The organism is Leucobacter sp. 7(1), from assembly GCF_900163635.1.
In the GTDB taxonomy this organism is placed as follows: domain Bacteria; phylum Actinomycetota; class Actinomycetes; order Actinomycetales; family Microbacteriaceae; genus Leucobacter.
In genome coordinates this window covers 1-13,761 of the sequence record NZ_FUID01000005.1, presented here as the reverse complement: position 1 = coordinate 13,761, position 13,761 = coordinate 1, and the positions used below count along the sequence as shown (strand labels likewise).

At 65.4% G+C, this 13,761-nt stretch carries 14 protein-coding genes; 4 read left to right on the top strand and 10 right to left on the bottom strand.

All coding sequences use genetic code 11. The annotated features are described in order from the left end of the window. Window positions 1-64 precede the first annotated feature (64 nt). The 3 genes from FM113_RS01600 to truB form a co-directional block, all read right to left on the bottom strand. Complete coding sequence (locus tag FM113_RS01600) at window positions 65-373, bottom strand: WhiB family transcriptional regulator (RefSeq protein WP_087010811.1); 309 nt, start codon at window positions 371-373, stop codon at window positions 65-67. A 206-nt stretch (window positions 374-579) separates the two neighbouring features. Then, window positions 580-936, bottom strand: a complete 357-nt coding sequence (locus FM113_RS01595) for a hypothetical protein (protein WP_087010809.1) — start codon at window positions 934-936, stop codon at window positions 580-582. Next, window positions 933-1,904 (bottom strand): tRNA pseudouridine(55) synthase TruB, encoded by a 972-nt coding sequence (truB, locus tag FM113_RS01590; RefSeq protein WP_087010807.1) that lies wholly within the window; start codon window positions 1,902-1,904, stop codon window positions 933-935. The genes FM113_RS01595 and truB overlap by 4 nt, the downstream gene beginning before the upstream one ends. A 34-nt stretch (window positions 1,905-1,938) precedes the next feature. Here truB and FM113_RS01585 point away from each other — a divergent pair, with 34 nt between their 5' ends. Next, window positions 1,939-2,826 (top strand): A/G-specific adenine glycosylase, encoded by an 888-nt coding sequence (locus FM113_RS01585; protein ID WP_087010805.1) that lies wholly within the window; start codon window positions 1,939-1,941, stop codon window positions 2,824-2,826. Window positions 2,827-2,836: 10 nt separating this feature from the next. Here the strand turns inward: FM113_RS01585 and rbfA are convergent, their stop codons facing one another. Beyond that, window positions 2,837-3,274, bottom strand: coding sequence for a 30S ribosome-binding factor RbfA (gene rbfA, locus FM113_RS01580; RefSeq protein ID WP_087010803.1), 438 nt, complete (start codon window positions 3,272-3,274; stop codon window positions 2,837-2,839). A gap of 59 nt (window positions 3,275-3,333) precedes the next feature. Here rbfA and FM113_RS01575 point away from each other — a divergent pair, with 59 nt between their 5' ends. After that, the gene (locus FM113_RS01575) at window positions 3,334-3,774 is read left to right on the top strand and encodes a helix-turn-helix transcriptional regulator (RefSeq protein WP_087010801.1); all 441 of its coding nucleotides are present in this window, start codon (window positions 3,334-3,336) and stop codon (window positions 3,772-3,774) included. 10 nt (window positions 3,775-3,784) lie between these two features. After that, window positions 3,785-4,192 carry a VOC family protein gene (locus tag FM113_RS01570; protein ID WP_087010938.1) on the top strand — a complete coding sequence of 136 codons (408 nt, stop codon included), beginning with the start codon at window positions 3,785-3,787 and terminating at the stop codon, window positions 4,190-4,192. Here the strand turns inward: FM113_RS01570 and FM113_RS01565 are convergent. From FM113_RS01565 to FM113_RS01540, 6 genes are all read right to left on the bottom strand, one after another. Then, window positions 4,120-4,806, bottom strand: a complete 687-nt coding sequence (locus FM113_RS01565) for a carboxypeptidase regulatory-like domain-containing protein (RefSeq protein WP_087010799.1) — start codon at window positions 4,804-4,806, stop codon at window positions 4,120-4,122. The genes FM113_RS01570 and FM113_RS01565 overlap by 73 nt on opposite strands. A gap of 192 nt (window positions 4,807-4,998) precedes the next feature. After that, entirely contained in the window at window positions 4,999-7,782 is a 2,784-nt protein-coding gene (gene infB / locus FM113_RS01560) for a translation initiation factor IF-2 (RefSeq protein WP_087010797.1), read from the bottom strand. Between the two features lie 74 nt (window positions 7,783-7,856). Beyond that, a complete protein-coding gene (locus FM113_RS01555) occupies window positions 7,857-8,114 on the bottom strand; it encodes a YlxR family protein (RefSeq protein WP_087010795.1) in 258 nt (85 codons plus the stop codon). Window positions 8,115-8,484: 370 nt separating this feature from the next. After that, window positions 8,485-9,480 (bottom strand): transcription termination factor NusA, encoded by a 996-nt coding sequence (gene nusA, locus FM113_RS01550; protein ID WP_087010793.1) that lies wholly within the window; start codon window positions 9,478-9,480, stop codon window positions 8,485-8,487. A 154-nt stretch (window positions 9,481-9,634) separates the two neighbouring features. Beyond that, window positions 9,635-10,114: an inner membrane protein YiaA gene (gene yiaA, locus FM113_RS01545; RefSeq protein WP_087010791.1), complete on the bottom strand. Its 480-nt coding sequence runs from the start codon at window positions 10,112-10,114 to the stop codon at window positions 9,635-9,637. Between the two features lie 181 nt (window positions 10,115-10,295). Then, on the bottom strand, window positions 10,296-12,062 hold the full coding sequence (locus FM113_RS01540) for a proline--tRNA ligase (RefSeq protein WP_087010789.1): 1,767 nt from the start codon (window positions 12,060-12,062) through the stop codon (window positions 10,296-10,298). A gap of 49 nt (window positions 12,063-12,111) precedes the next feature. Here FM113_RS01540 and FM113_RS01535 point away from each other — a divergent pair, with 49 nt between their 5' ends. Beyond that, window positions 12,112-13,680 (top strand): phospholipid carrier-dependent glycosyltransferase, encoded by a 1,569-nt coding sequence (locus tag FM113_RS01535; RefSeq protein WP_254908813.1) that lies wholly within the window; start codon window positions 12,112-12,114, stop codon window positions 13,678-13,680. Window positions 13,681-13,761 lie beyond the last annotated feature (81 nt).

The window sequence follows — 13,761 nt, the reverse complement described above, 5'->3', positions numbered from 1 at the left end:
CCCAGTCTAGGCGCGCCCGGGCTCCAGAAGCTGGAGCCTGGCCGCGTGGTCTGGGATCCGACGATTACATTGCCTCGCGGCGCAGGCGTCGGCGCTCACGCTCGGACAGTCCACCCCAGATACCGAAGCGCTCGTCGTTCTCCAGCGCATAGTCGAGGCACTCGGAGCGCACCTCGCAGGTTTCACAGATCCGCTTCGCTTCGCGCGTCGAACCACCCTTTTCGGGGAAGAACGCCTCAGGGTCTGTTTGCGCGCAGAGCGCGTCCCCCTGCCAGGCCAACGCTTCATCATCTTCACGGGTACCGGGGACGCCCAGAAAGACCGGGTCGACGAACCAGTTACTGGGAACCGGAGTGTGCGGTGATTCGCTCAACTGACGCTCCTTTCCTTACATCTTCCGCGTGTCGCGCCGTCGGCGGGAACGCAATGCATTAATTACACCGTTGTGATTCGCCCAAGTCAAGCCGAAGATTTTAAACCCTCAAGGCCAACTTGAGAGTGGTGACACGCTTCCGTGTCCCAAGTGCCGCTTCCGGAATGTATGCCGGGACGCCGAGCTCCCTGGCCCCGGGCGCGACTCTAGCCCCAGATGACAAGCATCCGGTACACCATGACCGCAACGGCAATGTGCGCCACACCCAGCACAAGTGTTGCCCATCGCGTCCGGTCCACGAGCGCCCAGATTCCTGCTCCGATCGGGAGCGCAAACGCTACGATCAGGTACATCCAGAACTCAAGAGGATCACCAGTCGCCGTGTTTCCCGCAAACGGGGCGACGATCGAAATGATGATCTGTGCGAGCAACAGCACCGTCAACAGGAGCGTTGCGCCCATCGTGAAGTCATTGGGAGCGCGCTTGCGAAGAGCCTCAACCAAGCAGAGCGTCGCCCCCAGAGCCCCCACCACAATCACGGCAATCGCGTAGCCGAGAATCATGCCGCACCCCCCGCTTCGGTAGCGTTCGGCACCGTCGGGAAGTTCGTGACAACCCGAGTGCGCCCACGCGACACCTCAACGAGGCCGATCAATACACCGTCTGGGTTCGTCGCGGCTGCAAGCTTCGCGTCCGGCACATCGCCCACATTGACCCGCTTCCCATGCCCGAGATCGAGCGTCTGCTGTGCGTCGAACCGCAGCTCAGGGAACAGCGCGGTCGCCACGCGAGCCGGCTCCAGCACCTCCGCCCGCGCACCGGACATCAGCTGCTCGATGGTCCCCGCGTCGGTGACTGCGAACGGGCCGACCGCCGTGCGTCGCAGCGCGATCAGGTGGCCACCGATCCCCAGCGCCGCGCCGAGATCCCGCGCCAACGCGCGAATGTATGTCCCGGTCGAGCATCGCACAGTCGCATCAATGTCGATCACTGCGGTGCCATCGTCCGCGGTGGCCGCGCGCGGAGCCGCGATCTCGAACTCGTGGATCGTGACCGGACGGCGCTTCAATTCGACGGCCTCCCCGGCGCGCACGCGGTCGTAGGCCCGCTGGCCGTCAACCTTGATCGCGCTGACCGCGCTCGGCGCCTGTTCAATGTCGCCCGTCAGCGCCAGGACCTCAGCAGCAATCTGCGCGGGATTCGCGAGCACCGCCGCCACGGCCGCCGAATCAGCGACCGCTGTAGGCTCACCCTCACGATCGTCCGTGACCGTCGCGATCCCCAATCGAATGGTTGTCGTATACGTTTTGTCGAGGCCAACGAGGTGCGTCAGCAACCGGGTCGCCGGCCCAGCGCCCAGCACGAGCAGACCGGTTGCCATCGGATCTAGCGTGCCCGCATGCCCCACCTTGCGAGTGCCGAACGCGCGGCGCGACTTTGCGACCGCATCGTGACTTGTCCACCCCTCGTCCTTATCGAGCAGAAGGATTCCGCCGTGCGGAGGGAGTGAGACCGATGGATTCGACACCAGACCAGCCTACCGCGCCACCATAGACTGGGAGACGATGGACAGGACCGGTATCGCAGACGAGCTCAACGCGTGGTTCAGCAGAGAAGCTCGACCACTCCCGTGGCGCGATCCCGAAATCTCCCCGTGGGCGGTCCTCGTGTCCGAATTTATGCTGCAGCAAACGCAAGTCGAACGAGTGCTGCCACGGTGGGTCGCCTGGATGGAACGCTGGCCCACCCCCTCCGCGCTCGCGGCCGACCCACCCGGAGAGGCCGTGCGCGCCTGGGACCGGCTCGGCTACCCCCGGCGGGCACTGTGGTTGCATCAGGCCGCCGTGGAGATCACGGAACGGCATGGCGATCAGGTCCCGTCAGACATCGACGCGCTCCTCGCACTGACCGGGGTGGGGCCGTACACGGCACGAGCTGTCGCGACCTTCGCCTTCGGGGAACGTCACCCAGTTGTGGATACAAACACTCGGCGGGTCATTGCGCGCGCCGTACACGGACGTGCTGCGGCAGGCATGCCGGCCGCACGCGACCTCGACGATATGGCCGAGCTGCTCCCTAACACCCCCGCGGCCGCAGCCGTCTTCAACGCGGCGGCAATGGAACTTGGAGCGATCGTCTGCACGGCCCGCGCACCGCGCTGCGGCGTCTGTCCGATCGCGCAGTTGTGTGAGTGGCGCGGCAGCGGGTACCCCGAAAACGCACCGACGAAGCGCCCGAAGCAGGCCCGCTTCGAAGGCAGTGACCGGCAGGCCCGCGGCAGGGTGATGGCTGCGCTGCGCGCAGCTGAGGGCCCGGTAGCGCGCGCCGAACTCCTGGCCGCAGCGGTATCTGACGTTGGCCCCGGCGATTCCGCACAGGCGGAGCGGGCCGTCGCCTCCTTGCTGAGCGACGGCCTCGTAGTGGTCACGGGAGACGCACTGCGCCTCCCGTGACAATCGGCGACTACCGTTCGTCGTCGTCCTCGTCACGGGGCTTGCTGTACGGATCAGCTTCGCCCGCGAAAGTAGCGTTCGCAGCGAGCGCTGCAGACTCATCGTCGCGCCGCTTCGCTTCAGCGAGCAGTTCGCTCAGGTGGCTGGCGCTCTCCGGCAGCTCATCGTGGATAAACTCCAGGGTCGGCGTCAGACGCGTGCCGAGCTGCTTGCCCACTTCGGTGCGCAACATCCCGGTCGCCGCTTTCAGCGCTGCCGCGGTGTCCTTCTGCTCCTGCTCGTCACCGAGGACCGTGTAGAACACGCTCGCCTGCTGCAGGTCACCAGTGACGCGCACATCCGTGATTGTGACAAACCCGAGGCGCGGATCCCGCAGCCCCTTTTCCAAACGCCGTGCGATGATCTGCTGGATCCGCTCGGCGACCTTCCCCGCACGTGGATTACTCATACCCCCTATCTTAGCCGTGAGCAGCCAAGGACGGTCTGCCTCGCGCATAAGATGGGGGCATGAGCACCGCGGCTGATGCCAGGCACCTCCAGGCGCTCCGTTTGCTGCGACGTGTTCGCGACCGCATCGACCGCGACTACGCCGAGCCGCTCGACGTCGCCGAGCTGGGACGGGGCGTGGGGATGTCTGCAGGACACCTCAGTCGCGAATTCAGCGCCGCGTACGGAGAATCCCCGTACAGCTATCTCATGACGCGCCGGATCGAGCGCGCGATGACACTCCTACGACGCGGCGACCTCTCCGTCACCGAAGTGTGTTTCGCAGTGGGTTACGGCTCGCTCGGCACCTTCACGACGCGCTTCACGGAGCTCGTCGGGATGTCCCCCGGACGATACCGGCGCGAGGGCGGCGGACCGCTCACGGGACTCCCCGGGATCGTGACGCTGCGCGCCACCAAACCGGTCAGGAATCGAGAAGTTCCTGGCGTGGGCTCGGAGTAGCGTGGCCGGCATGAACATCAACATCCACGTCACTTTCTTGCCATACACCGACGCCGAAGCGTCGCTCACCTTCTACCGAGACGTACTCGGCTTCGAGCTGCGCAACGATGTCGGCTACGGCGACATGCGCTGGCTGACTGTCGGCCCGAAGAACCAGCCGGACACCTCGATCGTGCTCAGCCCGCCCGCGGTGGACCCGGGCCTCACCGATGAGGAACGGCGCGTCATTGCCGAACTCATCGCGAAGGGCTCGTACGCCTCGGTTGTGTTCGCTACCGACGAGCTCGAGCCGCTGTTCACACGGATCGAGGCCGCCGGTACCGAGATCCTGCAGGAGCCCATGGATCAGGACTGGGGCACTCGCGACTTCGCGTTCCGCGATCCGGCAGGCAACACGGTGCGCGTGCAGCAGTTGTGAGTTCCACCACGCGGCCCGAGCAGCGCAGGCGCTGCCTCGGGATCCAGACTCGTCGAGCTCTCGACTCGGACACTGAAGTCCCCCTCGGGAAGGTCGGCAAACGCGAACGCACCGGACTCGTCCACCGCAGACCAGTAGGAGCCTTCCGCCTCGCTCCACGCGGTCACCACCAATGATGCAAACCAGCGTGGCTCGTCTCCCGCCGCAGCGCTGGGAAGCGTCACCGTGCCGCTCAGCAGGCTATCGTCGGCCTGCGAAAACGTCAGGTCTTCGGCGCGTGGGGTCGCCGGCACCTCCGGTTCGGCGAGGTGCGACGCAGGCTGATCGCGCTCTACGGGGTATCCATCGACACCCGGCACCGGCGGGGCCGGCTGGTCAGTACTCGCGTCGGGGGCCGCATCCTGGCCATCCGCTGGGACCACAGGCTCAGCCCCTTCGCCCTCCGTGTTCGGGAGCACATCGGTCTGCACCTGCGGATATGTCCTTTCACCCCCACGCTCCTCCGCGAACGCGGACGGCGCGCTGAAGATGGTGAGCATCGACAACACAAGTGCGGTGACAAGCGAGAGCACCGTGATGCGTTGCGCGGAGAGGCGCGCGTGAGTGAGCGACATGAGCGGTCTGCCCTTTCAAGGAGAGATGGCGGTAGTTCCCCACCGCGCCCTACTCTAGACGCCGCCCATTGGTTTTGCATAGTTGCACACCAGGACCCCTACTGCAAATGCCTACCTACGTCGCGCCCGCAACGCAGCGAGGGCCGGGCTGGAAATCCCAGCCAGGCCCTCGCCGTGTCGATCAGCCTCGCACTAGTCGCGCGGCTTCTCCACCATCTCAGTCGTCTCGATCTCGTCGCCGATCTGGATGTCGTTGTGCTTGCCGAGGCCGATACCAGCCTCGAAGTCCGTCTTCACCTCGGTGACGTCGTCCTTGAAGCGGCGCAGCGACTCGATGGCCAGGCCGTCGGCAACAACAACACCCTCACGGATGACGCGAGCCTTCGCGTTACGCGTGATCGTGCCGGAGCGAACGATGACACCCGCGATGTTGCCGAACTTCGACGAACGGAAGACCTCGCGGACCTCCGCAACACCGGACTGCTTCTCTTCGTACTCAGGCTTGAGCATGCCCTTGAGCGCACCCTCAATGTCATCGAGCGCGTTGTAGATGACGTTGTAGAAGCGAATGTCGATGCCCTCGCGCGCTGCGCGCTCGCGAGCCTTAACATCCGGACGCACGTTGAAGCCGATGACAATCGCGTTGTCGATCGTGGCAAGATCCACGTCCGACTCGGTGATCGCACCCACACCGCGGTGCAGGATCCGGAGCTGAACCGAATCGTCGACCTCGATCTTCATGAGCGATTCCTCAAGCGCCTCAACGGCACCCGACACATCACCCTTGATGATGAGGTTGAGCGACTCAACCTTGCCATCCTCGAGCGCCTTCGTGAACTCTTCCAGGCTGATCCGCTTGCGCGCCTTGGCGAGCATCGCGTTGCGCTCAGCGGCCTCACGCTTCTCAGCGATCTGGCGAGCCGTGCGGTCCTCGGGCGTCACGATGAAGTTGTCGCCTGCACGGGGAACGCTCGAGAGGCCCTGCACCGAAACGGGACGCGAGGGAAGCGCTTCCAGTACTGGATCGCCGTTCTCGTCGTGCATCGCACGAACGCGGCCGTACGCCGTGCCCGCAACGATCGCGTCGCCCACGCGGAGCGTACCCGATTGGATGAGGACGGTTGCGACCGAGCCGCGGCCCTTATCGAGCTTCGCTTCAATCGCGACACCGCGCGCGTCCTTGTCCGGGTTTGCACGCAGGTCAAGACCCGCGTCAGCCGTGAGGAGCACAGCGTCGAGGAGCTCGTTGATGCCGACGTTGTTCTTCGCCGAAACATCGCGGAACATGACGTCGCCGCCCCATTCCTCGGACACGAGACCAAACTCGGTGAGCTGCTGACGCACCTTCTCCGGGTTCGCGCCTTCCTTATCGATCTTGTTGACCGCGACAACAATCGGCACGTTGGCCGACTGCGCGTGGTTCAGGGCCTCAATCGTCTGCGGCATGATGCCGTCATCCGCGGCGACCACGAGGATCGCGATATCGGTGACCTGCGCACCACGAGCACGCATCGCGGTGAACGCCTCGTGACCCGGGGTATCGATGAAGGTGAGCGCGCGATCAATACCGTCGTGCTCGGTGTGGACCTGGTAGGCACCGATGTGCTGGGTGATGCCGCCGGCCTCACCGCCGCCCACGTTTGCCTTACGGATCGCGTCGAGGAGTCGGGTCTTGCCGTGGTCAACGTGACCCATGACGGTGACAACCGGCGGACGCGCCTGCAGCACGTCGTCGCCCTCTTCTTCAAGCTCGCTCTCGATATCGATATCGAAGCCCTCGAGCAGCTCGCGATCCTCGTCCTCGGGCGACACTACCTGGATCCGGTAGCCCAGTTCCTCGCCGAGGATCTGGAACGTCGCCTCGTCGAGCGACTCCGTAGCCGTTGCCATCTCGCCGAGGTGGAACAGCACGGTCACCAGGTTCGAAGCACTCGTGTTGATCTTGTCCGCGAAGTCGCTCAGCGATGCACCACGGCGCAGACGGATCATTGTCGACCCGTTGCCCCGGGGTACGCTCACGCCGCCAAGTGACGGGGCCTCGCGCATCTCGAATTCTGCGCGCTTCGCCCGCTTCGACTTGCGTGCCTTGCTCTTGGAGCCGCCACGACCAAACGCGCCTGCGGTGCCCGCACCACGGCCGCCACGGCCACGGCCTGCGAACCCGCCACCGGGACGGGGACCCGCGAAACCGGTACCGGGAGCACCGGCACCTGCGCCGCCACCGCCGCCGCCCGGGCGGTTAAAGCCACCGCCGCCACCGGGACGACCGCCGCCACCCGGACGACCGGGACCGCCGGGGCGACCCGCACCGGCTGCGCCGGGTGCCGGACGCGGCGAAGGACGGGGGATGTTGCCCGGGTTCGGGCGACCTGCGCCACCACCGGGGCGAGGCATGCCCTGGTTCGAGTTGAACGGGTTGTTGCCCGGACGGGGCGGGCGCGGAATACCCATGCCCTGGCTCGACGCGAAGGGGTTATTGCCGGGGCGCGGGCCGCCGGGCTTGGGAGCATCCTTGCCACCGGGCTTTGCCGGGGAAGCAGGCTTTGCCGCGCCGGGCTTTGCCGGGGAAGCAGGCTTTGCCGCGCCGGGCGTTGCCGCAGCAGGCTGTGCATCATTCTGAGCAGGCGCAGCCGGCGTCGAGGGTGCCGCGGCGGGTGCAGCGGGAACCTCGGGAGCAGCGGGTGCTTCAGGCTCAGGGGCCGGTGCCGCAGCGGGCTTCGGGCCGGGCCGGGGGCCGGGCTTCTGGCCAGCCGGGCGCTTCGGGGCGGCGGGTGCCGCCGGCGCAGCGGGTGCGCTGCCGGCAGAGCCGGTCACACCGTCAGCAGCAAGAGCTGCCTTGACCTTGCGTGCAACCGGGGGTGCAACGCTTGACGAGGACGCTTTCACGAACTCGCCCATTTCTTTCAGCTTGGCCAGAACGACCTTACTGTCGACACCGATCTCCGCAGCGATCTCGTGTACGCGTGGGTTAGCCACTTTTCTCCTGTCTGGGTTCACGCCAGACAGGCGAGAACCAAAATTACTGGACGGGTCTCATCGTGAGCCGCTCATTAGTTGTCCATGTGTGTTTTCAGCCTGTTCTCTAAAGGGCTTGCGTCGGGCTTCCCCGACACACGCAACGCCCGCGGAAAGGCTCCGCGAGTCATTGCCAGTTTCAGACACTCGGCCGTGGGGTGTACCCACGAACCCCTTCCGGGAAGCGCCGCACGATCGTCAACGCAAAGTTGCCCATCATGCATCACTACCCGAAGGAGCGCCTCGCGCGAATCACGCGCGCGGCACGCAACACAGGTCCGAACCGCATCCATCTTACCAGCTTCCTACTTCTTCCTCGTGCCGTTCGCCCAGCGCGCGTGCAACGCTCAGCAAGTCGCCGCGTGTCGTACGCAAGATGCACGCGTGTCGCGCACCCGCTCCTTCGCTGCCGCTTCCCGATCGAGAAGCCAATCGCGCTCCTTTTCAGATCACGAAAGGTGCGAAATTGACATCTCGACCGGGTGTGGGAACGGAGAGTTAGTCGTTCATGATGTGACGCAGTGGCGTCACCGCGAATCCCACGAGAACGCTGACGCGTTCCCGCCCAAGGGATCCGCGCCGGCTGGATGTCGGCCATACGGACGTTCCACGTCAGGGCTTCGCCCTTCCGTGAAACGCGCGAAGATCGACATCCAAGGAGTGCTAGTCGTTCATGATCGAGTCGGGCTGGATGTCGATCTTCGCGCCAGTCAGTTTCGCGGCAAGGCGGGCGTTCTGGCCTTCCTTGCCGATCGCCAGCGAGAGCTGGAAGTCGGGAACCAAGGCGCGGACCTGCTTCAGGGACTCATTCAGCATGAACACATCGGTGACCTTCGCAGGCGACAGGGCGTTTGCGACAAACTTCGGCAGCTCGGGCGAGTAGTCGACGATGTCGATCTTCTCCTCCCCCAGCTCAGCCATGACGGCGCGAACGCGGCCCCCCATCTCGCCAATGCAGGTGCCCTTCGCGTTGATTCCGGGCTGCTTGGCACGCACGGCGACCTTCGAGCGGTGTCCGGCCTCGCGGGCCAGCGATACGATCTCGACGAGGCCTTCGGCGAGCTCCGGAACTTCCCGTTCGAACAGCTTCCGCACGAGGCCCGGGTGAGTACGAGACACGATCACCTGCGGACCCTTGGTTCCCTTGGAGACGCTCGTGACATACACGCGGATGCGCATGCCGTGCGGGTACTTCTCGCCGGCAATCTGCTCTTCGGGAGGCAGGATCGCTTCGAGCTCCCCCAGGTCAACGTGCACCATGCGCGGGTTGGGTCCCTGCTGCACAACACCAGAAACGATCTGGCCTTCACGATCCTTGAAGGTCCCGAGGACTGCGTCATCGCTCAGATCACGCAACCGCTGGTTAATGACCTGCTTGGCGGCGCTCGAGGCGACCCGACCAAACTCGTCGGTCGTGACGTAGGCCTCACCAATGACCTGCTCATCGTCATCGAGCTCGGGGACGAGCACGGAGATCTCCCCGGTCTTCCGGTCCAGAGTCACCCGCACATCAGATTCGCGGGGCACCGGAAGGTTCTGGTTTTCCGCGTGACGCAGGTACGCGGTTTGGATGGCCTGCTCAATAATCTCGACAAGTTCGTCGAACGGAATCTCTTTCTCACGTTCGATCTGTCGTAGCGTTACCAGCTCGATTTTCATCGCAGCCTCCTCTGTATTGAACTGTCTATTCAGCTGTCACGCCTTCCGGCGCGGAGAAGTGACCAGAGTACTCTAGCCCCCTGGATCTTGCCAGCCCCGCCAAGACGCGGCGATTCGAGTCGTCTCGCGTGCGCCAGGATCAGGCATATGCCAACTATCGCATGTCACTGTCTGTGGCCGTCGCGGCTCCGCTCAAAGCATCGGACCCGTCGGCGTCCTCCTCGACCTTGAACCGCGCAAGATCGCGCACATTCTTCTGCACGGCAACCGACGCAAACAGGCTCATCGCGAAGCTGATGCCGTAAAAGCCCTTTTCGCTGAGGGTGATGCTGCCCGCATTCCAGAGGCCGATAGCAAGCATCGCAAGTGAAACCACAAGGGCGAACCAGGCAATACCCGTATACAGGCTGGTGACGGGAAGCCCATCCGCGCGATCCCGCACAGTCTTCTGCAGCGACACCGCAGCGAACAGGCCGAACATGAGAAGGGTGAAGTAGTAGCCCTTCTCATTCAGCTCCATCCCGGCGTTAAACAAGCCGACGAGGTACGCCCCCATTCCGAGCAGGAGGGCCACCCAGGATGCGCCAACAAAAGCGGGCGTGGGCTTCGCTGCGGGATCAGTCGTCTCGGCCATGAGGAACTCCTTCGTTCAGGATTCGAGGTACGTCTCACACTCTCCCAGACACACATCACCGGATTCGCATATAACCGAGGGTGACAACGAAGAAATGCCGCTCGGGGTATCTATCAAATGAAAACGGGGCGTGACCTGCCGCACGCTGTGCGACCGGCCACGCCCCGTTTCGGCGCAGAAACTACGCGGCGAAGAGGGCGGGGACGTCCGCGAGAGCGACCCTATCCTTCGTGCCTGCCGCGCGGTCCCAGACCTCGGCAAAGCCTTCTGCGGCGTCGCGACCCACGACCACCACGCGTGGCACGCCGAGCAGCTCCGCGTCACCGAACTTCACGCCGGGCGAGACCTTGGGACGATCGTCGAAGAGGACGTCGAGGCCAGCTGCCTCGAGCTCTGTCCCGAGCTTCTCCGCGACCTCGGCAACCAGCGGATCCTTGCCCGTGGCGACAAGGTGGACGTCGAAGGGGGCGATTGAGCGGGGCCACACCAGGCCACGATCGTCATGATTCAGCTCGGCGAGGATCGCCATGATCCGGGTCACACCGATGCCGTAGGATCCCATCGTCACGGTCACGAGCTTGCCGTTCTCGTCAAGCACCTTCAGGCCCAGAGCCTCGGCATACTTGCGGCCCAGCTGGAAGACGTGGCCGATCTCCATGCCGCGCGCGGTCTCAATCGGGCCAGAGCCGTCGGGGGCGGGATCGCCATCACGCACAGTTGCGATATCGATCACACCGTCGGCCGCGAAATCGCGACCCGCGACGAGGTACGCGACGTGCTTCTCGGACTCGTTGGCGCCCGTGATCCAGGAGGTCCCGGATACGACACGAGGATCGAGCAGGTAGCGCACTCCCGTGCTGCCTTCGGTCCCGAGGACAGCCTCGCCGCCGAGTACAGGCCCGATGTAGCCGCGCACGAGGCCCGGGTGCTTCTCGAAGTCAGCAGCTGTGGCGGGCTCTACATCTGCGCCGCCAAAGGCGACCTCCGCACGCTTCATATCGGCGTCGCGATCACCCGGCATACCGACGACAACAAGTTCGCGTTCTCCCCCGATGGGCGTCACGGCGAGCACGACGTTCTTCAGGGTGTCCACGGCGGCCCACGTCTGACCATCGGCGCGGGGCAGCTTGGCATTCACGAGCGTGACAAGCGTCTCGATCGTGGGCGTATCGGGCGAATCGAACACAACCGCCGCCGGGGTCCCGTCACAGGGGATCTCGGCGGGAACCGGTGTGGCGTAGGCCTCCACATTCGCGGCGTAGCCCCCGGCGGAGCGCACGAAGGTGTCTTCCCCAATCGGGATCGGGAGCAGGAACTCCTCGCTGCGGGATCCGCCCATCGCCCCCGCGTCTGCGGAGACGATCACGTAGTCAAGTCCGAGCCGCGTGAAGATCCGCTCGTACGCATCGCGCTGCTTCTGGTAGGCGGCGGCAAGTCCCTCATCGGTCACGTCGAAGGAGTACGCGTCCTTCATCGTGAACTCGCGCCCGCGGAGCAGACCAGCACGCGGCCGCGCCTCGTCGCGGTACTTGTCCTGGATCTGGAACAACTGCAGCGGCAGGTCCTTGTACGAATTCACGATGTCTTTCACCATCAGGGTGAAGGCTTCTTCGTGTGTGGGAGCGAGCAGGTGGTCCGCGCCGTGGCGATCCTGCAGGCGGAACATTGTCTCGCCATACTCGTCCCAGCGGCCTGTGGCCTCGTAAGGCTCGCGCGGCAGTAGCGCGGGGAAGTGCACCTCGTGCGCACCCGCGGTCGCCATCTCCTCGCGGATGATCTGCTCGAGCTTGCCCTTGACCCGCAGGCCGAGTGGCAGCCACCCGAACACCCCCGGGGACTGGCGCCGAATGTAGCCAGCCCGCACCAGCAGCCGGTGGCTCGCCACCTCGGCATCGGAGGGGTCCTCGCGCAGGGTCTTCAGGAAGTAGTTACTGAGCCGTGTCATCACCCCACCATCGTAGCCCTCCTCCCGGGACCTGAGCGCCTAGGCTGGGCACATGGGCACGCGGCTGAGATGGGTGGCACCGATCCTCGTGCTCGGGATCGCCGCCGCGCTGCGTTTCTGGGCCTTGGATCGGCCGGGAACCCTTGTCTTTGACGAGCTGTACTACGTCCGTGACGCGATCAGCCAGCTCAGTCACGGGTTCCCCACGATCTGGCCCGACAGCGAGCCTGATATGTCCGGGGGACGGGCGACAGCATTCACCGGGGATCCCACAAACGCTGTGCACCCGCCGCTCGGTAAGTGGCTGATCGGGCTGGGTGTGCTCGCGTTTGGGCCAGAGTCCGGCTGGGGGTGGCGCTGTGCGGCGGCGTTCGCTGGGGTCGCCACGGTCGGGATCGTGATGCGGCTGGGCTGGCTCCTCTCGCGCAGCATGCGCGTCGCCTGCCTCGCCGGGCTACTGCTCGCGATCGACGGCGTGCACGTGGTGCTGAGCCGGGTCGGGCTACTCGACGGGTTCCTCGCGATGTTCGTCGCACTTGGCGCGCTCTTTGTCTGGCAGGATCAGCTTGCCGTCGCACAGCGGTTCACGGCCAGTGCGACTGACCAACGACGCCCGCTCCCGATCGTGTGGGCCAGGCCCTGGCTGATCGCCGCCGGCATTGCTTTCGGTGCGGCGGCGGCGGTGAAGTGGTCGGGGCTCTATCCGCTCGCCGCATTTCTCGTGTTCGTAACGCTCCGGGACCTCCTGCTGCGCCTTCGATCCCGCGCTCCACGGCCTGTGTCACGCGCCGTGGGCCAGGCAGGTGTGGCCGCGATACTCACACTTCCCGTCGCGCTACTCACATACCTGGCCTCGTGGATTGGCTGGATCCTCGTCCCCGGCGGCTGGGGTCGGAACCCGGGCGAGCACTGGTTCCCGGCGCTCGTGCGCTACCACCGCGACATGCTCGAGTGGCACAGCACCCTCAGTGCTCCGCACCCGTATCAGGCGCACCCGCTGACCTGGCCACTCGCGCTCCGCCCCACCGCGATGTACGAACACAGCTGGACGGAAGGGTGCCCGTGGACAGCGTGCGTCTCTGCGGTGTCTCCCCTCCCCAATCCGCTCGTGACCTGGGGCGGAGTCATCGCACTCGGCGTCTTGCTGTGGTTCGCGGTGCGGTCGATGCGGGTAGGCCGCGCCTCTCGGCTCCTCACGACCGCGCGGCATGTTGTCCCGCCGCGGCTCGGGCCGACACCGGCACCGGCGCTCGCGATCCCGCTCGGCACGGTCAGCGTCTTTGTGCTCATCGGCTATCTCTCCGGGTGGCTGCCCTGGGTGGCGACAGTGTCCCGATCTGCAGTGTTCCAGTTCTACGCGGTTGTCCTTACTCCATTTGCTGCGCTCGCTCTGGCGCTCGTGATCGGGGTCGTGTGCCGCATCGGGGCGCTCCGCCGCGCTGCGAGTGAGCTGGGGTTCCGCGCCCTCACACCGGAGGAACTGCGCGGTCGCCGGATCGCGGCGGCGATCTTTGTAGCGGTCGCCGTCGCACTGGCGCTGTTTTTCGTTCCGGCGTGGAGCGGCCAGCCCATCGCGGACTGGTTCTGGCGCGCGCACCTGTGGCTCCCGGGCTGGGACTGATCTGCACCCCGGCGTGAATCAAGCCCCCGACCCCAGCCGCCGGGGACGAGGATCCAGCCAATCCACGAGGCCAGGTATGTG

Excerpts from the sequence above, each read along its gene's own strand:
- FM113_RS01565 (WP_087010799.1), bottom strand. The coding sequence starts at position 4,806 with ATGTCGCTCACTCACGCGCGCCTCTCCGCGCAACGCATCACGGTGCTC.
- FM113_RS01555 (WP_087010795.1), bottom strand. The coding sequence starts at position 8,114 with ATGGATGCGGTTCGGACCTGTGTTGCGTGCCGCGCGCGTGATTCGCGC.
- FM113_RS01575 (WP_087010801.1), top strand. The coding sequence starts at position 3,334 with ATGAGCACCGCGGCTGATGCCAGGCACCTCCAGGCGCTCCGTTTGCTG.
- FM113_RS01570 (WP_087010938.1), top strand. The coding sequence starts at position 3,785 with ATGAACATCAACATCCACGTCACTTTCTTGCCATACACCGACGCCGAA.
- rbfA (WP_087010803.1), bottom strand. The coding sequence starts at position 3,274 with ATGAGTAATCCACGTGCGGGGAAGGTCGCCGAGCGGATCCAGCAGATC.
- yiaA (WP_087010791.1), bottom strand. The coding sequence starts at position 10,114 with ATGGCCGAGACGACTGATCCCGCAGCGAAGCCCACGCCCGCTTTTGTT.
- FM113_RS01585 (WP_087010805.1), top strand. The coding sequence starts at position 1,939 with ATGGACAGGACCGGTATCGCAGACGAGCTCAACGCGTGGTTCAGCAGA.
- FM113_RS01595 (WP_087010809.1), bottom strand. The coding sequence starts at position 936 with ATGATTCTCGGCTACGCGATTGCCGTGATTGTGGTGGGGGCTCTGGGG.
- FM113_RS01535 (WP_254908813.1), top strand. The coding sequence starts at position 12,112 with ATGGGCACGCGGCTGAGATGGGTGGCACCGATCCTCGTGCTCGGGATC.
- nusA (WP_087010793.1), bottom strand. The coding sequence starts at position 9,480 with ATGAAAATCGAGCTGGTAACGCTACGACAGATCGAACGTGAGAAAGAG.